At 70.6% G+C, this 25,483-nt stretch carries 23 protein-coding genes; 7 read left to right on the top strand and 16 right to left on the bottom strand.

Going from position 1 to position 25,483, the window contains the following annotated elements:
- Positions 1–87: 87 nt before the first annotated feature.
- The 6 genes from ITJ66_RS18495 to ITJ66_RS18470 all read right to left on the bottom strand — a co-directional run bounded on the left by ITJ66_RS18495 (position 88) and on the right by ITJ66_RS18470 (position 5,901).
- On the bottom strand, positions 88–1,488 hold the full coding sequence (locus ITJ66_RS18495; RefSeq protein WP_194645801.1) for an NtaA/DmoA family FMN-dependent monooxygenase: 1,401 nt from the start codon (positions 1,486–1,488) through the stop codon (positions 88–90).
- A gap of 204 nt (positions 1,489–1,692) precedes the next feature.
- Entirely contained in the window at positions 1,693–3,123 is a 1,431-nt protein-coding gene (locus tag ITJ66_RS18490; protein ID WP_194645542.1) for an amidase, read from the bottom strand.
- A 132-nt stretch (positions 3,124–3,255) separates the two neighbouring features.
- Positions 3,256–3,837 carry a GNAT family N-acetyltransferase gene (locus ITJ66_RS18485; protein ID WP_085513310.1) on the bottom strand — a complete coding sequence of 194 codons (582 nt, stop codon included), beginning with the start codon at positions 3,835–3,837 and terminating at the stop codon, positions 3,256–3,258.
- A 65-nt stretch (positions 3,838–3,902) separates the two neighbouring features.
- On the bottom strand, positions 3,903–4,622 hold the full coding sequence (locus ITJ66_RS18480; RefSeq protein WP_194645541.1) for a uracil-DNA glycosylase: 720 nt from the start codon (positions 4,620–4,622) through the stop codon (positions 3,903–3,905).
- A 3-nt stretch (positions 4,623–4,625) separates the two neighbouring features.
- A complete protein-coding gene (locus tag ITJ66_RS18475) occupies positions 4,626–5,363 on the bottom strand; it encodes a Type 1 glutamine amidotransferase-like domain-containing protein (protein WP_064295268.1) in 738 nt (245 codons plus the stop codon).
- A gap of 40 nt (positions 5,364–5,403) precedes the next feature.
- On the bottom strand, positions 5,404–5,901 hold the full coding sequence (locus tag ITJ66_RS18470) for a phosphoribosyltransferase (protein ID WP_071262460.1): 498 nt from the start codon (positions 5,899–5,901) through the stop codon (positions 5,404–5,406).
- 45 nt (positions 5,902–5,946) lie between these two features.
- Here ITJ66_RS18470 and ITJ66_RS18465 point away from each other — a divergent pair, with 45 nt between their 5' ends.
- Positions 5,947–7,485, top strand: coding sequence for an MFS transporter (locus tag ITJ66_RS18465; protein WP_194645540.1), 1,539 nt, complete (start codon positions 5,947–5,949; stop codon positions 7,483–7,485).
- Positions 7,486–7,591: 106 nt separating this feature from the next.
- Here ITJ66_RS18465 and ITJ66_RS18460 read toward each other — a convergent pair whose 3' ends face one another.
- Positions 7,592–8,368: an SDR family oxidoreductase gene (locus tag ITJ66_RS18460; protein ID WP_192018535.1), complete on the bottom strand. Its 777-nt coding sequence runs from the start codon at positions 8,366–8,368 to the stop codon at positions 7,592–7,594.
- A 204-nt stretch (positions 8,369–8,572) separates the two neighbouring features.
- On the opposite strand from ITJ66_RS18460, the gene ITJ66_RS18455 reads away from it, so the two are divergent.
- The 5 genes from ITJ66_RS18455 (at position 8,573) to ITJ66_RS18435 (ending at position 14,492) form a co-directional block, all read left to right on the top strand.
- Positions 8,573–9,898 carry a bifunctional o-acetylhomoserine/o-acetylserine sulfhydrylase gene (locus ITJ66_RS18455; RefSeq protein WP_086473990.1) on the top strand — a complete coding sequence of 442 codons (1,326 nt, stop codon included), beginning with the start codon at positions 8,573–8,575 and terminating at the stop codon, positions 9,896–9,898.
- Positions 9,899–10,163: 265 nt separating this feature from the next.
- A complete protein-coding gene (locus ITJ66_RS18450) occupies positions 10,164–11,369 on the top strand; it encodes a homoserine O-acetyltransferase (RefSeq protein ID WP_194645538.1) in 1,206 nt (401 codons plus the stop codon).
- 89 nt (positions 11,370–11,458) lie between these two features.
- Positions 11,459–12,616 carry a sensor histidine kinase gene (locus ITJ66_RS18445; RefSeq protein ID WP_194645537.1) on the top strand — a complete coding sequence of 386 codons (1,158 nt, stop codon included), beginning with the start codon at positions 11,459–11,461 and terminating at the stop codon, positions 12,614–12,616.
- Complete coding sequence (locus tag ITJ66_RS18440) at positions 12,613–13,845, top strand: hypothetical protein (RefSeq protein WP_194645536.1); 1,233 nt, start codon at positions 12,613–12,615, stop codon at positions 13,843–13,845. The genes ITJ66_RS18445 and ITJ66_RS18440 overlap by 4 nt, the downstream gene beginning before the upstream one ends.
- Complete coding sequence (locus ITJ66_RS18435; RefSeq protein ID WP_056012577.1) at positions 13,842–14,492, top strand: response regulator transcription factor; 651 nt, start codon at positions 13,842–13,844, stop codon at positions 14,490–14,492. Before ITJ66_RS18440 ends, ITJ66_RS18435 begins: the two co-directional genes overlap by 4 nt.
- Positions 14,493–14,695: 203 nt before the next feature.
- Here ITJ66_RS18435 and ITJ66_RS18430 read toward each other — a convergent pair whose 3' ends face one another.
- From ITJ66_RS18430 to ITJ66_RS18400, 7 genes are all read right to left on the bottom strand, one after another.
- On the bottom strand, positions 14,696–15,997 hold the full coding sequence (locus ITJ66_RS18430) for an MFS transporter (protein ID WP_191941432.1): 1,302 nt from the start codon (positions 15,995–15,997) through the stop codon (positions 14,696–14,698).
- 77 nt (positions 15,998–16,074) lie between these two features.
- On the bottom strand, positions 16,075–16,383 hold the full coding sequence (locus ITJ66_RS18425; protein ID WP_064295260.1) for a thiamine-binding protein: 309 nt from the start codon (positions 16,381–16,383) through the stop codon (positions 16,075–16,077).
- A gap of 2 nt (positions 16,384–16,385) precedes the next feature.
- On the bottom strand, positions 16,386–17,615 hold the full coding sequence (locus ITJ66_RS18420; RefSeq protein ID WP_228501984.1) for a glycosyltransferase 87 family protein: 1,230 nt from the start codon (positions 17,613–17,615) through the stop codon (positions 16,386–16,388).
- 89 nt (positions 17,616–17,704) lie between these two features.
- Complete coding sequence (locus ITJ66_RS18415; RefSeq protein ID WP_194645534.1) at positions 17,705–19,246, bottom strand: FAD-dependent oxidoreductase; 1,542 nt, start codon at positions 19,244–19,246, stop codon at positions 17,705–17,707.
- Between the two features lie 58 nt (positions 19,247–19,304).
- Positions 19,305–20,192 carry an FAD:protein FMN transferase gene (locus ITJ66_RS18410; protein WP_194645533.1) on the bottom strand — a complete coding sequence of 296 codons (888 nt, stop codon included), beginning with the start codon at positions 20,190–20,192 and terminating at the stop codon, positions 19,305–19,307.
- Between the two features lie 20 nt (positions 20,193–20,212).
- Positions 20,213–20,740: an FMN-binding protein gene (locus ITJ66_RS18405; RefSeq protein WP_194604983.1), complete on the bottom strand. Its 528-nt coding sequence runs from the start codon at positions 20,738–20,740 to the stop codon at positions 20,213–20,215.
- Between the two features lie 149 nt (positions 20,741–20,889).
- Entirely contained in the window at positions 20,890–21,753 is an 864-nt protein-coding gene (locus ITJ66_RS18400; RefSeq protein WP_137243331.1) for an ADP/ATP-dependent (S)-NAD(P)H-hydrate dehydratase, read from the bottom strand.
- 140 nt (positions 21,754–21,893) lie between these two features.
- Here ITJ66_RS18400 and ITJ66_RS18395 point away from each other — a divergent pair, with 140 nt between their 5' ends.
- The gene (locus ITJ66_RS18395) at positions 21,894–22,970 is read left to right on the top strand and encodes an NADH:flavin oxidoreductase/NADH oxidase (protein WP_137243332.1); all 1,077 of its coding nucleotides are present in this window, start codon (positions 21,894–21,896) and stop codon (positions 22,968–22,970) included.
- Positions 22,971–23,045: 75 nt separating this feature from the next.
- Here ITJ66_RS18395 and ITJ66_RS18390 read toward each other — a convergent pair whose 3' ends face one another.
- Together ITJ66_RS18390 and ITJ66_RS18385 are read right to left on the bottom strand one after the other, a co-directional pair.
- Positions 23,046–24,095 (bottom strand): hemolysin family protein, encoded by a 1,050-nt coding sequence (locus ITJ66_RS18390; RefSeq protein WP_064295254.1) that lies wholly within the window; start codon positions 24,093–24,095, stop codon positions 23,046–23,048.
- Entirely contained in the window at positions 24,092–25,411 is a 1,320-nt protein-coding gene (locus tag ITJ66_RS18385) for a hemolysin family protein (RefSeq protein WP_137243333.1), read from the bottom strand. Before ITJ66_RS18385 ends, ITJ66_RS18390 begins: the two co-directional genes overlap by 4 nt.
- Positions 25,412–25,483: the final 72 nt, after the last annotated feature.

The raw sequence follows: 25,483 nt of genomic DNA, 5'->3' as shown, positions 1-25,483 counted from the left end.
GGGTACTCCTGTGGGTCGGGGTGGTCCGGTGCTGTGCCGGTGTGGTTGCCCATCCTGGTCGGCGCACCGGGCCACCCCGCCGCTCTGTTACGACAGGTTTCCCGCGGGTTCCCTCGATGACGCCGTGTGACCGTCGACCGTCCCCTCGTGCTGGTCGCCGAGGTTCCGTCCTCCGCGGTATCGTGCGGCCGGGTGGTCGTCCGGGAGCCGGGCCGCTCCGCCCGTCAGGCGCTCGCGGAGCGTCTCCCCCGGTCGATATGCGTCGCGCAGCCGCCCTCGGCGACGCAGCTCCGGCACGACGAGTTCGACGAAATCGGTGAGCGTGTCGAGGCTGTGGTACTGCCGCAGGTTGATGCCGTCGATACCGACCTCGTCCAACCATCGCTCGATCTCGTCGGCGACGACCTCGGGGGTGCCGACGGCGAAGAAGTCCCGTTCGAGGTCGCTGCCGACCCGCACGATGAACTCGCCGACGGTGCCGGCCGTCACCTGCGGCGGCAGGGCGTCCGCCGGGACCCCCTCAGCGGCGAGCGCCTCGGCGACGGTCCGGTCCTCCGGGTGGGCCAGCGGGTCGAACGGCAGCCCGGCGTGCACGAACCGGCCGACGATGCTCGCGTGCTCGCGGTACTGCGCGGCCTTGGCCTCGGCCTCCTCCTGCGTCGTCGCGACGATGACGGCGGCCTGGACGACGATCTTGAGCGCGGCCCCGTCGCGTCCGTTGTCGGCCGCTGCCGCACGGAACCGCTCCAGGAGGGGGCCCGCACCACCTGGACCCCGCACGCCCGTGAACACGGCTTCGGCGTGCCGGCCGGCGAACGCGATGCCGGCCGGCGATGCGGTCGCGGTGTAGAGCAGCGGTGTCCGCTGCGCGCTCGGCTCGGACAGGTGCGGTCCGGCGACCTGGAAGTAGCGTCCGACGTGATCGATGTATCGCACCTTGTCGGGGTCGGAGTAGACGCCGGCCTCCCGGTCGCGGACGACGGCGTCGTCGTCCCACGACCCCTCCCAGAGCTTGTAGAGGACATCGAGGTACTCCTCGGCGATCGCGAACCGTTCGTCGTGCGGGATCTCCTCGGCGAGGCCGAAGTTCCGTGCGGCGTTGGGCAGGTACGAGGTGACGATGTTCCACGCGACGCGGCCGTTCGTCAGGTGGTCGAGGGTGCTCATGCGACGGGCGAAGGCGAACGGCGGCTCGTAGCTCGTCGAGAAGGTGATGCCGAAGCCGAGGTGCTCGGTCACGGCGGCCATCGCGGGGACGACGAGCAGCGGGTCGTTGTTCGGGATCTGCAGACCCTCGCGCAGGGCGTCGGCCGGGCCACCACGGAACACGTCGTAGGCGCCGACCACGTCCGCGATGAAGATCGCGTCGAACCCGCCCGCCTCAGCCGTCCGGGCGAGTGTCGTCCAGTACCGGATGTCGGTGTACTGGTCGCGTCGGTTGTCCGGCAGGCGCCAGAGGCCGTGGGTGATGTGGCTCACGCAGTTCATCTCGAACAGGTTGAGGATGAGCTGCTTGGGGCTGGACTGCGTTGGGCTGGACTGTGCGCTGATGATCGACTCCTCCGGTGGAGCGGCGATCGGTCCGTCCGGACCGGGCCGCCTGAGCACCCTAGGCGCAGCGGGAGGGACGAGGTCCGGCCGCGGTGTCACATCCCGTCATACGCCACCGGGCGACGCGAGGGCGACGACCGGTCAGCGGGCGACGGACGGGACGCGGTCCTGCCAGCGCAGTCGCCGCTCCAGTTGCGCCCCGAGGGCGAGCAAGGTCGCCTCGCCTCCGGGACGCCCGATCAGCTGGACGCCCATCGGCAGCCCCTCGGACGTCTCGTGCGCGGGGAGCGTGATGGCCGGCAAGCCGGTCGCGTTCACGAAGGAGGTGTGCGGCGCGTAGCGCACCTGCTGCTCGAAGTTCAGTTCGGGCGAGTCCTGGTCGTACCACCCGATCGGCCGTGGTGTCTGGGCGAGCGCCGGCGTGATGATCGCGTCGAACGGCGCGAACTGCGCGAGGACGCTGCGCTCGAACCGGTGGAGACTGGCGAGCGTCTCCATGAGCCGGGTCGCCGTCAGCGCCCGACCGCGCTCGACGAGGGACCTCGTGATGGGTTCGAGGAGCGCCAGCTCCGCCTCCGAGGACGCCGGGACACCGGCCGCCGAGGCCTGCCAGATCGTCGTGAAGTCGGCCGGGTACCGTTCGGCGTCGCGGAGGGTGAGCTCCTCCAGGCCGTGCCCCATCGCGGTGAACGCCCGGGTGGCGACGTCGACGGCCGCGCGGGCCTCCGGGTCGACCGCCAGCTCGAAGGCGCTGTCCCAGGGTGAGCCGTCGAGGACCGCCAACTGGAACCGGCCCTCGCCACGCACGGCGTGTCCGAGCAGTGGTCCGTCGTCGGCGTCGGGTGCGCGCAGCGTGAAGTGGTGGTCGATGCGTCCGTGCACGCGCTCGATCATCGCGTCGAGCAGGAGCGCCGCGTCGGCGACGGTCCGGGCGATCGGCCCGGGGACGACGAGGCCTGCGAGTCGGTCGACACCGGAGCCCGCGGGGACGAGCCCCCTCGTGGGCTTCAGGCCGACGAGCCCGCAGGCGGCCGCCGGGATGCGGACGGAGCCGCCGCCGTCGGAGCCGGGGGCGAACGGGAGGAGCCGCGCGGCGACGGCGGCTGCGGCCCCGCCACTTGACCCCGCCGCGCCGCGGTCGAGGGCCCACGGGTTCCGCGTCGGTATCCCGTGGAGCGGCTCCGTGTAGCCGTAGAGCCCGAACTCCGGAGTCGCGGTCTTCCCGAGGCTCACCGCACCGGCGCGGTCGAGGACGCCGACCAGCTCGTCGTCGGTCGTCGCCACGAGATCCGTTGTGAGCCGCGACCCGAAGCGGACGGGCTGACCGGCACGGGACACGAGGTCCTTGTCGCCGATCGGGAGTCCCCAGAGCGGTGCGGTCCGAGGAAGCGCGTCGACCGCCTCCACGCGTTCGGCGAGCGATCCGGCGGCGACCGAGGTGAAGGCGCCGATCGCGTCGTCGAGGCGTTCGATCCGGTCGAGGTAGTGCCGGGCGAGCTCCGTCGGTGAGACCTCGTCCCGCTGCAACGCCTGCCACTGCTCGAGCGCCGTCAGCTCGTGGAGTTCCGCCATGCGACCAGCCTAGAGGCGGCGGTCTCCGGTGGTCCCCGTTCCCTGTCCGTTCCGGTCCCTGTTCCCTGTCCGTTCCGGTCCCTGTTCCCTGTCCGTTCCGGTCCCTGAGCCTGTCGAAGGGCGTCGACCGGCTCAGCGCTTCAAGGACTTCTGCAGGAGGACCGTGCCGATCCACCGGTCGAACTTGAACCCGACACGGCCCATGCGGCCCACCTCGGTGAACCCGAACTTCTCGTGCAGGGCGATCGACGACTCGGCGCCCTTGTCGGCGATGACGGCCAGCATCTCCTTGAGCCCGGCGGCCTTCGAGCGCTCGATGAGCTCACCGAGCAGATCGGTGCCGAGGCCCTTGCCGGTCGCCGCGGCTCCGAGGTAGATCGAGCTCTCCACCGTGAAGCGGTAGGCGCGCTTCTGCTTCCACGGCGCACACAGCGCGTACCCGAGGATCTGTCCAGTCGGGTTGACGGCGACGATGAACGGGAGCTGGAGCCGCTGCAGGTAGGCGAATTTGGAGCGCCACTCGGCGAGGGTCATCGCGTCCTCGTCGAAGGTGACCATGCTGTTGGCGACGTAGTGGTTGTAGATCGCCCGGATGTCGGGCAGGTCGGCCGCAGTGGCGTCGCGCATCGTGAAGGCGAAGGGCGTCTCGGGGGTCGGCGGCTTGCGCAGGTGCGGCGGCAGCCGTCGCCTCGGCTCGTACTCCTCTTCCAGCATCCCCCAAGCCTAACGAGGGGGTGGGTCGGCGGACAGCCCTTGCGGCCGACGCCACGACCCGGTCGTCAGTCGAGCGACCAGTCGATCGGGTCCACGCCGCGGGAGACGAGGAAGTCGTTCGTGCGGCTGAACGGCTTCGAACCGAAGAAGCCCCGCGAAGCGGAGAGCGGACTCGGGTGCGCCGAGACGATGACGTGGCGGTCGGGGTCGCCCGATGCTTCGAGCAGCGGCGCCAGTCGTTCGGCGTCCTTGCCCCAGAGGATCGACACGAGCGGTGCGGGGCGTGCGGCGAGCGCACGGATCGCCTGTTCGGTGACCGCCTCCCAGCCGTGTCGGCGGTGCGACCCGGCGGAACCCGCCCCGACCGTGAGGACACGGTTGAGGAGCAGCACGCCCTGTCGGGTCCACGAACTGAGATCGCCGTGTTCCGGCGTCGGGACACCGAGGTCCTCGCGGAGTTCCCGATGGATGTTCGCGAGGCTGCGTGGCAGCGGGCGCACGTCCCGGTCCGCGGCGAACGACAGGCCGATCGGATGACCCGGCGTCGGGTACGGGTCCTGCCCGACGATGAGGACCCGGACCGCGCTGAACGGCGTACGGAAGGCACGCAGGACGAGCTCTGGTGCCGGCAACCATCGGGCACCGGCCGCCGCTTGCGCCGCGAGCCAGTGGTCGATCGTCGCGAGGTCGTCCGCGACGGGTGCGAGCGCGTCGGCCCAGCCCTCGTCCATCGACCCCGCCGCGGCGAGCTGTGCCGGGCTGCCGCCGAGGATCCCGTCCGTCATGGACTACTGCTGCTGCGGCTGCTCGGCACCGATCGTGCGGACGACGACCCCGTGCTCGGCGGTGAAGACCTGCCAGACGCTGCCGCCACCGAGGACCGAGAGCGCCCCCTGCCCGACGACGAGCGCCGTGTTCTCGTCGATCGCGACCCCGCCGTCGACGACCCCGGCCTCCGTCGCGGCGACGAGCCGCCCCAGGGTGCCCCACTGTGCGGCATGCGCCTCCACCGCGATGTCGACGAGCCCGAGACCGTCGCCGATCGTGACCTCGTCGAGTTCCTCGGACGCCGCCTCGGGGCTCACGGGGACCTCGCCGACACGCCATCCGCCGATGATCGCGTGCTCGGCGGCGATCATCGCGCCGGCCGAGATGCCGAGGTAGGGCAGACCGGACGCGACGAGGCGTCGGATGTCGGTGGCGACCGGCGCGACCGCCTCCGCGTAGGCCGAGGGCAGCCCACCGCCGACGACGATCCCGTCGACCTCGGCGAGCTGCGCCTGCGCGACCACGCCACCCTCGCGGACGACCACGCGGATCGCCTCGATCTCACCGGAGCGTGCGACGGCACGTTCCAGGGCGGCGGACTGCTCGAGCCCGTCGCCGTCGTGCACGACGACGATCGCGATGCGCGGGGCCAACCGACCGGCGACGACCGCGAGCGCGGCCGCCTCGGCGATGAACGCTGCGTAGACGGTCGACTCGGTCTCTGGGGCGGCCGGACCGCCGAGGAGGAAAACACTCACCCTGAGACCCTACCCGGCACCCCGGATCAGGCGGGGACGATCAGGCCGTGATCGTCGGCAGCGTCGACCAGGGGAAGGAGATCCAGCGGTCGACGCGCTTCCACACGTAGTCGGGCCGGAGCACCGTCTGCGGCTTCTCGTACAGCGTCACCGTGCGGACCTCCGCCCCGCTCGCCTGCATGAGTTCCAGCACCATCGCGAGCGTGCGACCCGAGTCGGACACGTCGTCGACGAGCAGCACCCGACTCCCCGGCAGCCCGGCCACGTCGAGCAGCGGCGGGAGCACGACGGGCTCGGGGAGACGCGCGTCGACCCCGGTGTAGAACTCGACGTTCAGCGCGCCGCACGCCTTCACGTCGAGGGCGTAGGCGATGGCACCGGCGAGCAGGAGCCCGCCGCGCGCGATCGCGACGACGGAGTCGGGCCGGAACCCGCTCGCGACGATCGCACTGGACAGTTCGCGGGCCGCGTCACCGAACGTGGGCCAGTCGAGGACCTCTCGCTCCGGGGACGCTGCGCTGGGGTTCTCGGTCGACATCCTCCAACGCTATCCTGCCGGCCGGGCCGCCTGTACCATCCCCCCATGGCGCGAGACAGCACGACGACCGGCGGAGCCTCGGCGACCGGATGGCGCACGTCGATCCGTGGCTCGGCAGCGGGCATCACGGCGGGACTCATCGGCTGGTTGTTCCTCGTCGAGATCACGAGCGGTGTCCTGCAGGGTTACTACGTCCCGCTCATCCCCGACCTCGTCGAGCACCTGGGCATCCACGACGCGGACTTCAACTGGTTCGAGGCCGCGCAACTGCTGTTGTCGGCGCTCGTCGTCCCCATCCTCGCGAAGGTCGGCGACATGTTCGGGCACAAGCGGGTCCTCCTCGTCTCCACCGTGTTGACGGCCGGCGCCAGCTGGTGGCTCGTCGTGGCCGGGGACTTCTGGTCGTTCCTCGCGGCCTGGGCGCTGCAGGGCTTCTACGTCGTGTGGCTGCCACTCGAGATCGCACTCATCTTCGAGCGGGGCCGTCGCTCCGGCACCGGGGCCTCGCAGACCCGCCGGGCCGCCGGGCTCCTCGTCGTGGCGCTCGAGGCCGGGGCCATCATCGGTGCGCTGTCGAGTGGCCGCATCCTCACCGCCCTCGGCGGCGATATCCCGCTCACGATGATGCTGCCGGCCGTTGCGGTGACCCTCGTCTTCTTCGCCATCCTCTTCGGCGTCCCGGAGTCCGAACCCCTGCCGGGCAGGACCCTGGACCTCGCGGGCTTCGTACTCCTCAGCCTCGCGCTCCTCCTCATCACCTCGGGGCTGACCTTCCTGCGACTCAACGGTCCGCAGACGTGGTGGGTGTGGGGGCTCATCGCGATCGGCGTGCTCGCGTTCCTGCCGTTCGGGCGATATGAACTGCGGCAGCCCGACCCGGCGATCGACCTCCGGGTGCTCCGGCAACCGAACATGTGGCCGGTGCAACTGACCGCCGGGCTCATCGGCATCAGCCTGCTCGGCGCCCAGGCCCCGCTCAGCACCTATGCGGGGACACCCCGGGAGAACGGGTACGGACTGGGGCTCGACGCCGGCGACATCTCCACGCTCATCGGCGCCTACCTGATCTCGATGATCGTCGGTGCGCTCCTGTTCCCACTCGTGTCGCGCTGGGCGACGCCTCGGATCGCGCTCATCATCGCCGCCTCACTCGTCGCGGTCGGGTACCTGCTGTTCCTCCCCTTCCACCTCGAGACGTGGCAGGTCTTCCTGAACATGGCGATCGCGGGGCTCGGCTCCGGTGCCCTCGTCGGCGCCATGCCGGCTGCGGCCGCGGCCGCCGCACCTCGCGGGCAGACGGGTGTCGCGTCGGCGCTGACCAACACGACGAAGACGATCGGCGGCTCCTTCGCCTCAGCCGTCTTCGGCGTGGTGCTGTTCGCCGGCGCCGCGCAGGCCGTCACCGCCGGGGCGTCGAGCCTGTCCGGCTACCTCACGGTCTGGGCGATCTGCGGGGCGGGCGCGCTCGTCGCCGCCGTCCTGCTCTGCTTCGTCCCGAAACTCGCCTTCGCGGATGCGGCCCCGGTCGACGCGGAACCCGAGCCACGCACCGACCCCGCTGCCGAGCACCCGACCGATCACTGACCTCCCGACCCGTCCCTGACTGCAACCGGTCCCGACGTTCCCAACCCGTCCCTCAGCTCCCGACCGGCCCCTGAGCCCCAACCGGTCCCTGAGCTTGTCGAAGGGCCTACTCCGCGACGCGCAACGGTCCCTTCGCCAGGCGGTACGGGGCGGCCTGGGCGACCGGCTTGATCGTGATGAGGTCGAGGTTGACGTGCGGCGGCAGGGAGGTCGCGTGGACGATGGCCTCGGCGACGTCGTCGGCCGAGAGCGGATCCGGGACGTCCTCGTAGACGGCGTCGGCGCGGTCCTGGTCGCCACCGAAGCGTACGAGCGAGAACTCCTCCGTGTGCACCATGCCCGGCGCCACCTCGATCACCCTGATGGGTTCGCCGTTGAGCTCGAGCCGCAGCACCTCGAACAGGGCGCGCTCGGCGAACTTCGCCGCGTTGTACCCGCCGCCACCCACGTAGGCGATGTGGCCCGCGATCGAGGTGACACCGACGATGGTGGCGGCACCACCCTCCGGGATGCTCCGACGGAGGATCGGCAGGAGCGCCTGGACCACGCGCTTCGTGCCGAGGACGTTGATGTCGAACATGCGCCGCCAGTCCTCCGCGTCGCCGTCCTCGACGGACGCGAGGCCGAAGGCACCGCCCGCGTTGTTGACGAGCGCCTGGGCGCCGCCGAGCTCCTCCACCCGGGCGGCGAGCGCGTCGACGTCCGCCTGCACGGTCAGGTCCGCGACGACCGCCGTACCGCCGATGTCCGCGACGAGCGCCTCGAGCCGCTCTGCTCGGCGGGCCACCGCCACGACGTCCCAGCCGTCGGCAGCGAATCGCCTCGCGGTCGCCTCCCCGATCCCTGAACTCGCACCGGTCACCACCACACGTCTCGTCGTCATGCCTCCAGGGTAGCCACCGGGCCGAGCCGTTACGCCGTGTGTCCGCGCGGTTGGCGCGTGCAGGTGGGGCCGGTAGCCTCGGGGTCACGACGGAGCACCACCCGGAGCCACGCCCGGCGACATCGCTGTCGGACCGAGCGGCCACACCGGCGGCACCCATCACCCGAGCAGCACCGACCACCCGAGCAGAGGGGACCATCCACCATGAGCGATGCCACGAACGACTGGAAGTTCGAGACGAAGCAGATCCACTCCGGAGCCGCGCCCGACCCGGTCACGAAGGCTCGGGCCACGCCGATCTACCAGACGACGAGCTACGTGTTCGACAACGCCGACCACGCGAAGAACCTCTTCGCCCTCGCGGAGTTCGGCAACATCTACACGCGCATCCAGAACCCGACGCAGGCCGTCGTCGAGGAGCGTCTGACCGCGCTCGAGGGCGGCAGCGGTGCCCTCCTCCTCGCGTCCGGCCAGGCGGCGGAGGCCTCCGCCGTCCTCAACATCGCGCAGGCTGGCGACCACATCGTGTCGTCCTCGTCGATCTACGGCGGCACGTACAACCTCTTCAAGTACACGCTCGCGAAGCTCGGCATCGAGACCACCTTCGTGGAGAACCAGGACGACGCCGAGGAGTGGCGGCGTGCGGTGCGCCCGAACACGAAGCTGTTCTTCGCGGAGACCATCGGCAACCCGAAGATCAACATCCTCGACATCCGCCTCGTCGCCGACGTCGCGCACGAGGCCGGCGTCCCGCTGATCGTCGACAACACGATCGCCACGCCGTACCTCATCCGTCCCTTCGAGCACGGAGCGGACATCATCGTCCACTCGGCGACGAAGTTCCTCGGTGGTCACGGCACGGTCATCGGCGGGGTCATCGTCGACGGCGGCACCTTCTCCTGGACCGGGCACGCGGACAAGTTCCCGGGCCTCACGACGCCGGACCCCTCGTACCACGGCGCGGTCTACACGGACGCCGTGGGTGACGCGCTCGCCTACATCATCAAGGCGCGCGTGCAGCTCCTGCGCGACCTGGGTGCGGCCATCGCCCCGGCGAGCGCCTGGCAGCTGATCCAGGGCATCGAGACGCTCAGCCTCCGCATCGAGCGCCACGTGCAGAACGCCCAGCAGGTCGCCGAGTGGCTCGACGCCCACCCCGACATCGCGAGCGTCAACTACTCGGGTCTGCCGTCGAGCCCCTGGTACGCGGCGGCCAACCAGTACGCCCCGAAGGGTGTCGGAGCGGTCCTGTCCTTCGAGCTGAAGGGTGGGGTCGACGCCGGCCGCGCCTTCGTGAACTCCCTGCAGTTGTTCTCGCACCTCGCGAACATCGGCGACGTCCGTTCGCTCGTCATCCACCCGGCGTCGACGACGCACTCGCAGCTCACCCCGGAGCAGCAGCTCACGGCCGGCGTCACGCCCGGGCTCGTGCGGCTCTCGGTGGGGCTCGAGAACATCGACGACATCACGGCCGACCTCCAGGCCGGTCTGACCGCCGCGAAGCAGGTCGTCGAGGCCGCCCGGGTCTGAGTCCGTCCCGCAACGTGTCCTTCCCGGGTTGCGCCAGCGCGGTGCGCTGACGCGAGCGCACCCCACAACCGCGAGCGCGGGTCTCCAGAGACCCGCGCTCGCGTCGTTCGTTGCGCACTCGGGCCGGTTCCCCGTCACGCGAGCCCGTTGCGGCGTGCCGGAGCCGACGGGAGCGCACTCGCGCCAGCGCACCGCGCCGACCTCGACTGATCGGGTGACGTAACACGGCCGGTCGACGCCCCAGGGCACGCCACAATGGAGACCTATGGACTGGCAGACCCCGGAAGACAGCGTGCCCTCCCGCTTCGTGACCGAAGCCGAGGTCGGCGCCCTGCTCGCGAACCCGCCCTCGAGCGGCGCCTGGCGCGACGGCGACCGGCCAGGCGACCGGCTCTTCGCCCCGCTCGGCCGCCTCGACTTCGAACACGGCGGAAGCATCCCGCACGCCAGACTCGCCTACGAGACCTGGGGCACGCTCGACGACGACGGCGGCAACGCTGTCCTCATCCTCCACGCGCTCACCGGAGACAGCCACGTCCTCGGTGGTGCCGGCAACGGACATGCGACCGCCGGGTGGTGGGCCGGCATCGTCGGTCCGGGACTCGCCGTCGACACGGACCGCTGGTTCGTCGTCGCGCCGAACATGATCGGCGGCTGCCAGGGCAGCACCGGCCCCTCCTCCTTCGCGCCCGACGGCGTCGAGTGGGGTTCGCGGTTCCCGTACACCTCGATCCGCGACCAGGTCGAGGCCCAGCACCGACTGCTCGGCCACCTCGGACTCGACCGCTGGGCCGCGGTGATCGGTGGCTCGATGGGCGGCATGCACGCCCTCGAGTGGGCCGCCACCCACCCCGAACTCGTCGACCGACTGGCCGTGATCGCCGCACCCCCGGTCACGACGGCCGACCAGATCTCCCTGAACTTCGTGCAGCTCGAAGCGGTCCGCACGGATCCCCACTTCCAGGGAGGCGACTACTACGACGCCCCGGACGGTGAGGGCCCGCACCGCGGCCTCGCGCTCGCCCGCCGGATGGCCCTGCTCAACTACCGCAGCCCGGGAGAGTTGAACGCCCGTTTCGAGCGCAGCTGGCAGTCGAGCGTGAGCCCGCTCGGGCACGGCGGACGCTTCGCCGTCGAGTCCTACCTCGACTTCCACGGCAACAAGTTCACCCGACGCTTCGACGCCGGGAGCTACGTGACCCTCGTCGAGGCGATGAACTCGCACGACGTCGGACGCGATCGTGGCGGCGTCGGGGCGGCGCTGCGGGCCTACCCCGGTCCGTCGCTCGTGCTCGGGATCGACAGCGACCGGCTCTTCCCGGTCAGTGGGCAGGAGGAGATCGCGCTCCATCTCCCCGGCAACCTCGACGGCACCCGACCGTCGGTCCTCCGGTCCGACTTCGGACACGACGGCTTCCTCATCGAGAACGCGTTGGTCGCGCCGCATCTCGGGCGGCTCCTCGCCGTCTGACGGCCGCGCCCCTTCTGTCCGACACCCGTTCCGTGGCGGTCGTGTCACCCGATAAGGTGACTCCTCAGAGGAGCGTGAGCATGGATCGGGTGGCGAGGACCCAGCGACGTCTGCTGCTGCGCACGACGCGTCTCTTCGGGCTCGCGGGTTGCGTCACGGCCGCGATGATCCTCAGCGTCCCGGGCGTCGTCTCGGGAGGTCGGTACACCGTCCTCCTCATCCTCGTCGCCGCCCTCGCGCTCACGCACGTGGCCGCGGAGCAGTACGACGGCCGTCGCTGGCTGGTCCTGGTGTTCCTGGTCGGTGTCGGGGTCGTCGTCGTCATCGGTCTGTCCGACGGGAACACCGGCCAGGTCGGCTCCGCCAGCGCGATCGCCGCGATCACCTCCCTCGGCCTGGGCGCTGTCGCGGCGAGACTCGTGCCGCTCCGGCGCACCTGGCCGCTGCTCCTGACCGCGTTCGTCGTGACGGCGGTCACGATCATCGTCGTCACCGGGCCCACCGCGCTCACGATCCCGACCATCGGCCTGACCGCGGTCGTGTGGGTCGCGATCGGCGCCTTCGGCGGGTGGCTCGACACGAGCATCCCCCGACTCATCCGTCGGGTCGACACCATCGGCAGCGCCTACAACGCGGAGCGGCTCGCGAGTCAGGCCGAGTCGCAACGACGACAGGACGCACGACTCCTGCACGACACCGCGCTCGCGACCCTCACCATGCTCGCCCACTCCGGACGAGGCGTCGATGCCGCCGCCCTCCGCTCGCAGGCCGGGAACGACGCGCACCTGCTCCGCAGCCTCCGCCTCGGCGAGGAGCTCAGCCCCGTCTCCTCCGGCTCGTACATCCTGCAGCGCGGTGCCGACTTCACCCTCGACGAAGGTATCGAGGCCGTGACGGACCGGTTCGCCGGGCTCGGCCTCACGGTCAACGTCTACGGCGGTGGACAGGCGAACCTCGACCCACGCGTGCGCGAGTCGTTCCTCCTCGCACTCGGGGAGTGCCTGGAGAACGTCCGGCGTCACTCCGGTGTGGATTCGGCCGACGTCACGGTCTCGATCGACGAGGTGACGGCCCGACTCCTCATCACCGACACCGGCACCGGGTTCGACCCGTCGGCGGTGCCGGACGGCCACCTCGGCGTCGCGGAATCGGTCGTCGCGCGCATCCAGGAGGTCGGCGGACAGGCCCGTGTCTTCTCCGCCCCCGGGGCCGGGACGACCGTCATCCTGGAGGTCCCGCAAGCATGAGTGTCGACGCCCTCGAGGAGACCACCGGACCGACCCGGCGCTACCGCCATCGGCGCGCCATCGACCGGCAACGCTCATCACTCGGAACGACACAGCTCGGCATCGGTCTCTCGGTGTCCGGCGTCATCCTCATCGTCTACGCCGCGATCCGCTTCGTCGGGTCGGTCCACCATTACCCGCGACCACTGCTCAGCGCCGTCGCGTGGCTGTTGCTCACCGCGGCGATCGCGTCGACCTTCCTCCTGCTCCGTCGTTCCGCGTTCCACCTCTCGGATCGACTGTTCGTCGCGCTGCTGATCCAGCTGGTGGTGGTCGCAGCGCTCGACCTGGCGAGCGTCTGGAGTCGCGACGCCGTGGGCGTCTATCCGACGGCGGCCGCGGCGGTCGGCGGCGTCCTGCTCGCGGTCGTCACCCTCCGACCGGTCCGCGACATCGCCGCCGCGACCGTGGTGCTCGGACTGATGCTCGTGGGGTCGATCCTCACGATCACGCGGACCCAGACCGCGACGCTCGGGGCGGAGCTGCTCTTCGCCGCGGTCGCCGTCGTCCCCCCGCTCATCGCCTGCGCGATCGTCTCCCAGTACCGCCGGATCGTCCGCCTCGAACTCGACCGGGTCATGGTCGCCTCCACGGTCGCGAGCGTCCGTGACGCACTCGGGTTCTTCGACTCGGAGGAACTCGTCACCCTCGACCTCGAAGCGGAGGAATTGTTCGTCGGTGTCGCCGACGGCTCGGTCGACCTCCCGCTCAGCCCCGAGCTCGCGGCGCGGGCCTCCCGCCTCGCGACCGAGCTCCGGCGTCATCTCATGTCCGAGGGCAAGGAGTCCTGGCTCGAGCATGCGTTCCAGGAGTCGTCCGTGTTGTCGGACCGCGCGACCCTGCGCGACCCCGAGCGACTTGCGACGTATCTCGCAACGGATCAGCGGGATGGCCTGCTCTCTGCAGTATGGTTGCTCCTCGGGGAAGCAGATGCGCAGAGTGCCAGAGCTGTGCTGACGCTCGGACCGGTCGACCGCTCCGAACGACCGGGCCGATCTGGTGCGCTCGTCATCCCGATCGTCCTCGAAGCGGTCGGAGTGCAACGCGCCAAGGTGGATCCCGCGGTGTGGGAAGCGCTCGGACGCGTGGGCAGCTCTACGGACACGTACCAGAAATCCCGGATCAGGATCGAGATCGACAGCACCGTCGACAATCCTGCTGCGGGCCAGCGGAAAGGGGAACGTCAATGACGTCACAGGAGTCTCGCATCAGGGTCGGCATCGTCGATGACCACCGGATGCTGCTCGGCGCGCTCACCGAATGGATCAGGAGCGTCGCCGACGACATCGAACTCGTCGTCGTGACCCCGTCCTGGCCGGAGCTGCTGACGCACCCCGCATTCCCCGTCGACGTCCTGCTGCTCGACGTCGACCTCAAGGACAACGTCCCGGTCGCCGTGAAGCTCGCGACGCTGAAGACCACCGGCGTCACGACCGTCCTCATGAGCACCTACAGCGACCCGGCGGTCGTCCGCGAGGCGCTGGCCGCCGGCGCCCTGGGCTACCTCGCGAAGAGCGAGGACGCCGAGACCATCGTGCACGCCCTCCGAGCCGCGTCACGCGGTGAGTCCTACATCTCCCCCGAGCTCGACCTCGCCCTGGCGAGCGGCGCCTCCGGGACCGGCCCCCGCCTGAGCGCGCAGGAGCGTCGTGTCATGGCGCTGTACGCCGCGGGTGAGCCGGTGAAGATGGTCGCCGAGAGCCTCGGCATCTCCGACGAGACCGCGAAGAGCTACCTCAAGCGCATCCGCGAGAAGTACCGCAACGCCGGCATCGACGTCGGTACCAAGGTCGCCCTGCGCAAGCGGGCGATCCTCGACGGCATCATCGTCGACTAGCAGCGCGGTGCGCCGACGCGAGCGCGCGGGTATCGGTTCCAGCGCGGTGCGCTGACGCGAGACCGCATTGTTCGGCGTGAACGCTACCCGGAGACGTCGGCGCGCATCTCCGGAGACCCGCGCTCACGCGTGCGGGGTGCGCTCGTGCGAGCGCACCGCGCTGGCACCCCACCCCACGGGCCGGGACGGGCGCCGGGTATCGGTCAGACGGGGATCGGTGCCGTCGGCGGATTGCGGTCCGCGATCCTGCGCTCCTCGGCGTCGTTCGCCCGCAGGAGTTCGCGCCGGAGCTGCCGTCGTTCGACCGTGAAGCTCGTGATGACGATCCCGAGGCCGATCACGGTCAGCACCACGCCGGTCCAGACCGGGGCGAGGTAGCCGAGTCCACCGGCGATGACCACACCGCCGAGGAACGCCCCGAGCGCGTTGCCGATGTTGAGCGCCGAGTGGTTGAGCGCGGCGGCGAGCGACTGGCTGTCACCCGCGACGTCCATGAGCCTCGTCTGGATCGCCGGACCGAGGCCCTGCGACGCGAAGCCGACCGCGAAGACGAAGAGGAACATGGTCGGGGTCCACGTCGCGGTGAGTGCCAAGGCGGTCAGGACCACGATCATGAGCGCGAAGAAGACGATCAGGGCCCGCTTCACCCCGCGGTCCGCGAGATGCCCGCCGACCAGGTTGCCGATCGTCATGCCGACCCCCATGGTCGCGAGCGCCCACGGGACGAGTGTCGCCGACTCCCCCGCGACCTCGGTCACGAGGGGCGCGAGATAGCTGTAGACGGCGAAGAGCCCGCCGAACCCGATGGACCCGAACCCGAGCACGAACCACACCTGGCCGCGACGGAAGACACGGAGCTCCCGACGCATCGTCTGCTGCGGGTTGCCCGCCTGCACCGGCACGGCGAACCAGATGGTCACGGTCGCGAGCGCGAAGATGCCGGTGACGATGAGGTAGGCGGAGCGCCACCCGAACTCCTGGCCCACCCAGGTCGCGAACGGCACGCCCACGACGTTCGCGATCGTCAGCCCGGTCATGACGAGCGCGACGCCCTTGCCGCGCTTCCCGGGCCCCATGAGACTCGCGGCGACGAGGGCGGCCATGCCGAAGTAGGCGCCGTGCGGCAGCGCCGCGACGAACCGTGCGAGGAGGACGAGGCCGAAGCTCGGCAGGAGCGCAGACGCGAGCGTGCCGACGGTGAACGCGACGCCCAGCCAGAGGAGGACGGTCTTACGCCGGTATCGCGCGACGAGCGCGGCGATCGTCGGCGCACCGACGACGACGCCGAGCGCGTACGCCGTGATCAACCAGGCGGCCTGCGCGTTCGCCTGCTCCTGGCTGCGCGCGGCCAGCTCGGGCAGGAGGTCGGTCGCGATGTTCGGCAGCAGACCCATCGCCACGAACTCGGTCGTACCGATGCCGAACGCCCCGACGGCGAGCGCGAGGATGGCAAGACGAACACGGGTCGGCGACAGCTGCGTCGACCCGTCCAGGATGGTGGGCATGGATCGAGTGTACGGGAATCCTCGAATCGATTCGAGTCCCCCGAGCGGCAAAACCGGACCACCGCCTCCCGGTGGGTTCAGCCGTCGTTCTCGAGCGCGGCGTCGAGGCGGTCGAGCTTGGCGGTCAGCTCACCCGTGTAGCCGGGACGGATGTCGGCCTTGAGGACGAGTGAGACCCGGCTACCGTAGGCGCCGACCGCCTCGGTGGCGTCCTTGATGACCGCGAACACCTCGTCCCACTCCCCCTCGATGGTCGTGAACATGGAGTCGGTCCGGTTGGGCAGGCCGGACTCTCGGACGATCCGCACGGCGGCGGCGACCGCGTCGTGGACGGAACCGTCCGAGTTGCCGGTGCCGCTGGGGGCGACGGAGAAGGCGACGAGCATGGTCACTCCTTGTGGGTTCGAGCGGGGACGGGGATGGACGCCGAGGAGACGTCCTCGTCATGGTGGGACGGGGTGAACAGTGCGTGGACGGCCCAGCCTGCGAGGACCAGGTAGGCGAGGTTGCGGACCGTCAGCACCGTCACGAGGACCGGGTCGACGTTGAGCAACCAGAGGTACAGGTAGGGGTAGACGAGCTGCGTGAGCGCGGCGATCATCAGCGCGAGCACGGCCGGCGCGAGGAAGCGCCGACGCTGCAGGACGATCCCGAGGATCACCGGTGCCGCCAACCACATCGCGAACTGCGGTGACCCGACCTTGTTGAAGATGATGAGCGTGAGGACGAAGAGGAGCGACAACGGCGCGAGCACCTGCACGAGGGGGCGTCCGGACCGCACCGCGAGCACCCCGAGGAGCACCGCACCGGCGACGGCGAGGCCGAGGAGCGGCGTCATGACGGCGATCGCCGTGTCGACGCCCGGGCCCGTCACCTGGAAGGTCAGGATGTCGCGGTCGTAGTAGACGAAGCTCTGCGGGACACCCAGGACGGCGAGCCACAGGTAGGCGTTGCCGATGGGCGACTCGATCTGGAGACCACGTCCGGTCTGCTCCGTCACGAAGCTGACGGCGTTCGCACCGCCGAGCACGAGGCCGACCCCGAGGACCACGACCGACGTCGCCGCCGCCGCGACCAGGACCTGACCGCGATGGCGGTGCGCCAGGACGATCGCGCCGATCAGCGCCGCCGGCCAGATCTTCATCCAGGCGGCGAGCGTCAGGAGGACGGCGGCGACCCGCGGGCGGCCGGCGACCCAGAGGAGCCCGACGATCGCGATGGGGACGGTCACGGAGTCGATCCGGGCGAGCGCGATCGGTCCGAGCAGGAGGAGGAACGCGAGCCACCACCATGCCGCGATCAGCCGTGGGCGCGAGTGGCCGTTGCCGAGGAGGACCGCGAACGCCCCGGCGTTCATCGCGGTCACCAGCAGGAGCCAGCCGACGCCGTACCCGGCACTGCCGAGCAGCAGCGGGATCAGCATCGGCACGATCGCGAGGATCGGATAGACCCAGGGCTGGTCGATGGCGGGGATCGGGCCACCGGACGTCGCCTGTTCGACCCACGGCCGGTACACGAGGACGACGTCGCCGAGCGGGAGGCCCTCCGCCACGAGGCACAGCCACCCGACGAGGAGGTGCACGAGGCCGAACCCGCACCAGAGGAGCCAACGCCGCATCACGTGGACCATCCTAGGCTCGTGCCGCCGATGGGACCGGTCCGCCACTCGCTCGACGCCCGAGTGGGTCGGCTCCGCGAGCCTGCTGATCAGTACCCGCTGAAGGCGTCGGTGCGGACGTGTCCGACGCCGATCCCGCGCAGGGCGGGCTTCAGGGCCTCGATCATCGCGGGCGGACCGGAGATGAAGACCTCCCGCTCAGCAAGGTCGGGGACGGCCTCGGCGAGGCGCTCGTGGTCGAGGCGCCCGGGTCCGAGGCCACGCCAGCCGTCCGGCAGCCGGACGTCGTCGGTCGGTCCCACGACGAGCACCGGTGTCCCCCAGGTCTCGAGCTCGGCCGCGTAGGCGAGCTCCTGCGGGTCGGACACGACGTAGACGAGGACGACGTCACGCTGGTCGGCACGGAGGTGCAGCCGGGAGAGCTGGCTGACGAACGGGGTGATCCCGATCCCGGCGGCGATGAGCAGGATCGGCTTGTTCGCGTCCTTCGGCAGGACGAAGTCGCCCCACACGCCGGTCGCCGAGAGGCTCGCGCCGACCGGCAGCGCGCTCAGCGCCCGCTTGAAGCTACTGGCCCGCTCGGGCACACGCATGGCCACGCGGATCGTACGGTCGTCGTCGGGCGGCGAGGAGATACTGAAGACGCGCCTCGAACCGCGGACGTCGGCCCCGCGGTGCGGCAACGACAGCTCGAGGTACTGGCCGGCCGCGAACGGGATCGAGCGCTTCGAGCTGAACTGGTACTCGACCGCCGTCGGGGTGAGCGCGCGGGTGCCTTCGAGCGTCAGTCGCATCCCCCGACGACGGGCGACGGCGAAAGCCAGCACGTTGCCCACGACGAGCGCGAGCTCAGGGGTCGACGCCACCTGGCCGAGCATGAACGGGATGGAGAACAGCACTGCGACGATCGCCGCCTCGGCGAGCTGCTGCCACCGCCGCGGTGGAAGCGTGAGCGGCTCGGTGAGCATGAACGCGGCGAGGAAGAGGATCGGGTACGACGTGAGTGGGGCCAGCAGTGCCGGTCCCAGCTCTTGACCGCCGGTGACGAGCCGGACGGTGACGAGCGCCCAGGAGAGCACGATGAAGACGAGTGCCATCGTCAGTCGCTTCGTCCGGATGAGGACGAGTCCGCCGAGGATGACGACACCGGGCAGCAGCCACGGGTTGGCGACCCACCAGACCGACGGTGACACGCCGGGGAGGGTGACGTAGCTCGCCAGCACGCTCATCACGAGTGCGGCGATGGCCGCCGGGTTGAGGACGTGTCGGCCTCGGATCGCGAGCAGGTACTTCGACGCCGAGGCGACCGTGGCGGCGAGGGCGATCCAGGCCAGCGCGGTGGGCTCGCTCGTCGGCCACAGGATGAAGAACAGCAGGAGGGAGGTGATGACGGACGACTCGCTGTGCGGCTGCACCTGGAACAGCGCGCCGAACAGGCGGTTCGTCAGGTAGCCGACGACGAGCAGCGTTGCCAGGGTGGCGAGGAGCTCGAGCGGCTTGTAGAACACCTGCCCGAACAGCGACAGCACGAAGGCGTAGATCGCGAGGGTGCCGAGTGACAGCGTCACGAGGCGGTACATGGTGACCCGCCCGAGGACGGTGCCGAAGAAGGAGCCGGTGCGGCCGTTCATGTGCGGTCTGCTTTCTGGGAGATGGTGCCGTCCGGGCTCAGGCCCTGTGGCGCGTGACTCAGGTGAAGAGTTCGCCGGGGAACCCGACGGACCGGTCGGTGAGACCGGTCGTGAACATACGGACGCTCTCGAAGGTGAACGCCTCCGCCAGGGTCTCGTGATCGGTGAAGAACAGCGCGGTGGCCAGTCCGTCGGCGACCATCGCGTCCGGGGCGGTGACCCAGGTCGCCGCGACGGTCCTCGTCGGTTCACCGGTCCGGCCGTCGATGACATGGTGGAGCCCGTCGCCCCAGGCACGACGATTGGTCGCGGAGGCGCACAGGGCTCCGTCGTCGACCGTCGCGACCCCGATGGCCTTGCTGGGATCGTACGGATGCTCGAGCGCGATGCGGAGCGGGTCCGCCACGCGGGACCCGTGCTCGTGACGCAGGTCGCCCGAGGCGTCGACCGTGAAGGACTCGTGGCCGTGGCTGCGGAGGAGGTCCGCGACGAGGTCCACGAGCCGCCCCTTGCCGGCCGCGCCGATGTCGATCACGAGCGGACGGCTCGTCTCGAGCACCTCGCCGTCCCATCGGGCCACGTCGTCCCAGTGCGGGGCGGCGACCGCCGGGCCCTGGGGGACGAGCGAGTAGGAGGCGTCGTAGCCGAGCCGTTCGAGCGAGGTGCCGATGAACGGCGTCACGGCTCCGGCGGTGGCATCGTGCAGACGCCGGTACGTGTCGAGCAGCGCGACCGCATCCTCGCGCGCATCATCGGGGAAGGCGGTCGAGACCGGGCCGGCGGCGAACCGCGCGATGAACGCGTCGTCCCGGAACCTCGACCAGGTCCGGTCGAACCGGTCGATGCACGCGGCGACGGCCTCTGCGGTCTCGGGCTCGAGCGGCAGAGCCGTGTCGAGCTCCCATCCGGTGCCGATCGCCTCGAAGCGCAGTGTCGTCTCGCTCATCGTCGGTGCGGCCCCGCGGCTCAGCCCTTCGCTTCGGTCTTGATCGTGTCGATGGCCGCGTTGAAGCCGCCGCTCGTGAGGGAGGAACCGGCGACCTTGGAGACCTTGAGGCTGTCGATGTCCTTGCCGACCACCTCGGCGGCGATCCCGGAGATGAACTCCGCCTGGTAGCGCTTGCTGTTCGCGCTCTCGGCGTGCGAGACGACGTCGACCGCCGTGACCTTGTCCTCGGCGAGTGTGACGGTCACCGTGATCGACTCGGTGCCGTTCGGCGACTGGTAGCTGCCGTCCGCGGTGTAGGAGCCGTCCTGGTAGTCGGTGGAGCCGGAGCCCGCCGCGGCGTCGGTGGAGGTGGTCGCCTCCGGCGCCGCCGTGCTCTTCGTCTCGGGCGACGTGGTCGTGGTCGAACTGCCGGCGTCGGCCGCCGAGCAACCGGCCAGGCTGCCGACGAGGGTGAGGCCGGTCAGGGCCGCGAAGGTCGTCTTCTTCGCCGCCACGGACAGGCGTGGCGTGCGGACGGGAGGCTGGGTGGTGGTGGGGTTGCGCATCGTTCAATCTCCTCGGGCGATGTGTGTGCCGCGGTGCGGCGGCCGCCGCGGCGAGGTCTCTGCCGCGGTGGCACCAGTGTCCTGAGCTTCCCTATGGGCGAGCTATGAGCGTTCTGGGAGTTGTCCTTCGTCCACCGATGAACGATCGTTCAGCGGAGGAGACCACCGACGACGCCGCGCACCGCTTCGGCCACGTCGAGCGCGGCCAGCGGGCCCTCGGCTGCCGCGGCGTCCCCGGCGGCCGCGTGCAGCAGCACCCCGCTGGCGGCCACGCTCGCCAGGCAGCCGGGGTCGGCGAGCACGCGCTCGGCGTTCGTGGCGACGAGCGCCCCGATGATCCCGGCCAGGGCGTCGCCGGTGCCGGCGGTCGCGAGCCAGGGCGATCCGCCGGAGACCGTGATGGCGTCGCCGTCAGGCGCGACCACGTGGGTCGTGCCGCCTTTCAGCACCACGACGATGCCGAGGCGGGCGGCGACGTCGGCCGCGTACGACACCGGGTCGGCACGGATGGCCTCGACCTCGGCCGGGCTCCCCAGGCCGCTCAACATGGTCGCCAGTTCACCGACGTGGGGTGTGGCCACGATGCGCCACGACTCGTCGACACCGAACGCCCGCTGGTGGGCACCTGCGGCGACGCGACGGAGTGAACCGGCATCGGCGACGACCGGCTCGCCCCCGTGCAGGGCGGCGTCGAGCAGGGAGCTCTCCTCGCGGGTCAGCTTGCCGGGGTCCATGCCGGAGCCGATGAGCCACGCCTGCACGCGCCCCTCCGCCGTCACGATCTCGGGGCGGCGCTGCAGCACGAGGTTCGCCGGTCGGTCCGCGCCGAGGTAACGGACCATGCCGACGCCGGTGCGGATCGCCGCCTCGACACCGATGACGGCGGCACCCGGGTAGCGGTCGGACCCGGTCACGACGCCGAGGACACCCCGGGAGTACTTGTCCGATTCGGCGTCGGGCACGGCGATCCAGTCGCGTGCGTCGGCAGGGGTCCAGAGTCGCGGTTCGGCCATGCCATCACCCTAGGCCAGTCGTCGCGGCGGACTGACGCTGAGCCGTCGATCGTCGGTCATCCCGGAGACGGGAATCCGAGCGCGCGCCGGGACGTTGAGCCGGGTGGCGACGCCCGTCGCCCAGAGACCCGAGGAGTTCCGTGCCCCAGCTGTTCGATCCGATCACCATCCGCGACCTCACCATCCCCAACCGCCTGTGGATCGCCCCGATGTGCCAGTACAGCGTCGCCGCCCAGGACGGCGTCCCCACCGACTGGCACCTCATGCACCTCGGCCAGTTCGCGGCGGGCGGCTTCGGCCTCGTCATCTCCGAGGCGGCGGCGATCAGCCCCGAGGGTCGGATCTCGCCCCAGGACGCAGGCATCTGGAACGACGAACAGCGCGACGCCTGGCGACGGATCACCGCGTTCATCACCGAGCAGGGTTCCGTCCCCGGCATCCAGCTCGCGCACGCCGGCCGGAAGGCCTCCACGTTCGCCCCCTGGGGCACCGACGGACACGGCAGTGTGCCGATCGAGGAGGGTGGCTGGTCGACGGTCGCTCCATCGCCCGAGGCCTTCCCGGGCTACGCGGTTCCGGAGGCCCTCGACGACGAGGGGATCGACCGCGTCGTCGACGACTTCCGCGCGGCGGCCGTCCGGTCGGTCGACGCCGGCTTCCAGGTGATCGAACTCCACGCGGCGCACGGCTACCTGCTGCACCAGTTCCTCTCACCACTCGTCAACCACCGCGAGGACGGCTACGGCGGCTCGCTCGAGAACCGGGCCAAGCTCCTCCTGCGGGTCGTCGAAGCGGTTCGCGGGGTCCTCCCGGCCGGTCTCCCGTTGTTCGTCCGGTTCTCGGCCACGGACTGGGTGGACGACGGATGGGATGAACACCAGACCGCGACCGTCGCCGCCTGGTGCGCCGAGCGCGGGGCCGACTTCTTCGACATCTCCACCGGTGGAGCCGTCGGCGGCGTCCGCATCCCGCTCTCCCCCGGGTACCAGGTCCCGTTCGCCGCGCACATCGGGTCGACGGGTGTCGACACGAGCGCCGTCGGGCTCATCACCGACGCCCAGCAGGCCGCGGCCATCGTCGCCGACGGGCAGGCGGAGGCGGTCATGGTCGCCCGCGAGGCGCTCCGTGATCCGCACTTCGCGTTGCGCGCCGCGACCGAGCTCGGCGTGGAGGTCGCCTGGCCGGGCCAGTACGAGCGGGCCAAGCCGCGCGCCTGAGCGCGACCCCGACACGACGACGGCCCGCACGCGATCGCGTGCGGGCCGTCGTCGTGTCAGCGCTCAGGCGTCCGATCAGCGACGCCGGGTGGCGTCCTGGACCTCGCCGACGAGTTCCTCGATGATGTCCTCGAGGAAGAGGACCCCGGTGGTGGCGCCCGCTTCGTCGAACACCCGGGCGACGTGCGCTCCCGAGCGGCGCATCGTGGTCAGCGCGTCTTCGACGTCCGAATCCTCGAACACCGACACGAGCTGCCTGATGTGCTTCGCGGGCACCGGCCGCTCCTCGTCGCCACTGCCGTCGAGGTCGTCGTACCGCAGCACGTCCTTCAGGTGCAGGTAGCCGATCGGCACCGACTCGTCGTCGACGATCACGTACCGCGAGTAGCCGTACTTGGCGACGGCGCGCTCGACGTCCGAGGGGGTGGCCTCCTCCGTGAGCGTGATGAGGCTCCCGAGCGGCAGGGCCACGTCGTGGACCTTCTTCTCGGTGAACTCGAACGCCGCCACGAGCGCACCCGTCGAGTCGGTGAGCACACCCTCGCGGGTGGACTGGTCGACGATGGTCGCCACCTCGTCCAGCGTGAACGCACTCGCGGCCTCGTTCTTCGGCTCCACCCGGAACAGGCGGAGGACGGCGTTCGCGGTCGCGTTGAGGGACACGATGATCGGACGGAAGACGCGCGCCACGAAGACGAGCGGCGGAGCGAGCAGCAGGACCGCGCGATCCGGGATCGAGAAGGAGAGGTTCTTCGGGACCATCTCGCCGAAGACCACGTGGAGATAGGAGACGAGCAGCAGCGCGATGATGAACGCCACCGTGCCGATGGTCTCCTCGGGCCAGCCGGTCAGCGCCAACGGCACCTCCAGCAGGTGGTGGATCGCCGGCTCGGAGACGTTCAGGATGAGCAGCGAGCAGACGGTGATGCCCAACTGACTCGTCGCCAACATGAGCGTGGCGTGTTCCATGGCCCACAGCGCGGTCTTGGCGCTCCGGCTCCCCTGCTCGGCGAGGGGTTCGATCTGCGACCGACGCGCGGAGATGACCGCGAACTCGGCACCGACGAAGAAGGCGTTCGCGAGCAGCAGCACCACGAGCCAGGCGATTCCTGCCCAGTCGCTCATACGTCACCACCGTCCTCCGACACGACGGGTCTCGGGGTGAATCGGATCCGATCGATCCGTCGGCCGTCGAGTCGCTCGACGCGGAGCGTGCCGTCCTCGAGCTCGAGCTCGTCGCCCGAGACCGCGAGTCGTCCGAGCTCGCTCATGACGTAGCCCGCGACCGTCTCGTACGGGCCGTCCTCGGGGACGCGCACGCCGGCTCGCTCGAGGAGCTCATCGGGACGGAGGCTGCCCGGGAAGGTCGTGGAGTCGCGTCCGCGGACCACTCCGGCACGCGAACGGTCGTGCTCGTCGGCGACCTCGCCCACGAGTTCCTCGACGAGGTCCTCGAGGGTGGTCACGCCGGCGGTGCCGCCGTACTCGTCGACCACGACGGCCATCTGGTAGCCGCGTCCGCGCAGCTGCGAGAGCAGCACGTCCAGCTTCATCGTCTCGGGGACGCGCAGGGCGGGCGACTGCAGGGCCGAGACGGGCACCTCGCCGCGTCGGTCGCGCGGGACCGCGATGGCCTGCTTGACATGCACGACACCGGTGATGTCGTCGACGTCGGCATCGGTGACCGGGAAGCGCGAGTGGCCGGTCGACCTCGCGAGGGCGAGCACCGCCTGGGCGGGTTCGCCACGCTGGATCGACGCGATGCGCGGCCTGGGCGTCATGACGTCCGACGCATCGTGGCTCGAGAAGCGGAGGGTGCGGTTGAGCAGGGTCGCGGTGTCGGCCTCGAGTGTGCCCTCGAGCGCCGATCGACGCACGAGCGACGACAGCTCCTCGGCCGTCCGGGCTCCGGACAGCTCCTCCTTGGGCTCGATGCCCATCGACCGCAGCAAGCCGTTGGCGCTGCCGTTGAGGACGACGATGGCGGGCTTGAACACCCAGGTGAAGGCCGTCTGGAACGGGACGACGAACTTGGCCGTCTGTCGGGGCAACGCGAGCGCGAAGTTCTTCGGGACGAGCTCGCCGATGATCATGCTGAGCAGCGTGGCGAGGGTGATCGCGACGATCGTCGCAACGACGGCGACGACGCCCTCGGGGATCCCGATGGAGCCGAGCGGACCGGCGAGCATCGACGACAGCGCCGGCTCCATGGTGTAACCGGTGAGGAGGGTGGTCAGGGTGATCCCGAGCTGCGCGCTCGACAGGTGCGTCGAGGTGATCTTGAGTGCTGCGATCGTCATCGTCAGGCGGGTCTCGCCGCGGTCGCGGCGGGCCTCGAGATCGGCGCGGTCGAGGTTCACGAGCGCGAACTCGGATGCGACGAAGAAGCCCGTCCCGATGGTCAGTACGAGGCCGACGCCGAGCATGATCCACTCAGACATGACGATCCCGTCCGTGCTGAGCGGGCGATGCCGGAGTGGGGGTACCGTCGCCCGGCTGGGCGGTCGTCTCCC

Origin of the sequence: Plantibacter sp. VKM Ac-2885, assembly GCF_015351205.1 — a bacterium.
Classification (GTDB): domain Bacteria; phylum Actinomycetota; class Actinomycetes; order Actinomycetales; family Microbacteriaceae; genus Plantibacter; species Plantibacter auratus.
The sequence above is the reverse complement of the archived record's forward strand: the minus strand, read 5'-3'. Positions and strand labels throughout refer to the sequence as shown.

Bases quoted from the DNA above. Each gene is read 5' to 3' on its own strand.
- ITJ66_RS18495 (WP_194645801.1), bottom strand. From the start codon at position 1,488: ATGAACTGCGTGAGCCACATCACCCACGGCCTCTGGCGCCTGCCGGAC.
- ITJ66_RS18490 (WP_194645542.1), bottom strand. From the start codon at position 3,123: ATGGCGGAACTCCACGAGCTGACGGCGCTCGAGCAGTGGCAGGCGTTG.
- ITJ66_RS18485 (WP_085513310.1), bottom strand. From the start codon at position 3,837: ATGCTGGAAGAGGAGTACGAGCCGAGGCGACGGCTGCCGCCGCACCTG.
- ITJ66_RS18480 (WP_194645541.1), bottom strand. From the start codon at position 4,622: ATGACGGACGGGATCCTCGGCGGCAGCCCGGCACAGCTCGCCGCGGCG.
- ITJ66_RS18470 (WP_071262460.1), bottom strand. From the start codon at position 5,901: ATGTCGACCGAGAACCCCAGCGCAGCGTCCCCGGAGCGAGAGGTCCTC.
- ITJ66_RS18465 (WP_194645540.1), top strand. From the start codon at position 5,947: ATGGCGCGAGACAGCACGACGACCGGCGGAGCCTCGGCGACCGGATGG.
- ITJ66_RS18460 (WP_192018535.1), bottom strand. From the start codon at position 8,368: ATGACGACGAGACGTGTGGTGGTGACCGGTGCGAGTTCAGGGATCGGG.
- ITJ66_RS18455 (WP_086473990.1), top strand. From the start codon at position 8,573: ATGAGCGATGCCACGAACGACTGGAAGTTCGAGACGAAGCAGATCCAC.
- ITJ66_RS18450 (WP_194645538.1), top strand. From the start codon at position 10,164: ATGGACTGGCAGACCCCGGAAGACAGCGTGCCCTCCCGCTTCGTGACC.
- ITJ66_RS18440 (WP_194645536.1), top strand. From the start codon at position 12,613: ATGAGTGTCGACGCCCTCGAGGAGACCACCGGACCGACCCGGCGCTAC.
- ITJ66_RS18435 (WP_056012577.1), top strand. From the start codon at position 13,842: ATGACGTCACAGGAGTCTCGCATCAGGGTCGGCATCGTCGATGACCAC.
- ITJ66_RS18430 (WP_191941432.1), bottom strand. From the start codon at position 15,997: ATGCCCACCATCCTGGACGGGTCGACGCAGCTGTCGCCGACCCGTGTT.
- ITJ66_RS18425 (WP_064295260.1), bottom strand. From the start codon at position 16,383: ATGCTCGTCGCCTTCTCCGTCGCCCCCAGCGGCACCGGCAACTCGGAC.
- ITJ66_RS18420 (WP_228501984.1), bottom strand. From the start codon at position 17,615: ATGCGGCGTTGGCTCCTCTGGTGCGGGTTCGGCCTCGTGCACCTCCTC.
- ITJ66_RS18415 (WP_194645534.1), bottom strand. From the start codon at position 19,246: ATGAACGGCCGCACCGGCTCCTTCTTCGGCACCGTCCTCGGGCGGGTC.
- ITJ66_RS18410 (WP_194645533.1), bottom strand. From the start codon at position 20,192: ATGAGCGAGACGACACTGCGCTTCGAGGCGATCGGCACCGGATGGGAG.
- ITJ66_RS18405 (WP_194604983.1), bottom strand. From the start codon at position 20,740: ATGCGCAACCCCACCACCACCCAGCCTCCCGTCCGCACGCCACGCCTG.
- ITJ66_RS18400 (WP_137243331.1), bottom strand. From the start codon at position 21,753: ATGGCCGAACCGCGACTCTGGACCCCTGCCGACGCACGCGACTGGATC.
- ITJ66_RS18390 (WP_064295254.1), bottom strand. From the start codon at position 24,095: ATGAGCGACTGGGCAGGAATCGCCTGGCTCGTGGTGCTGCTGCTCGCG.
- ITJ66_RS18385 (WP_137243333.1), bottom strand. From the start codon at position 25,411: ATGTCTGAGTGGATCATGCTCGGCGTCGGCCTCGTACTGACCATCGGG.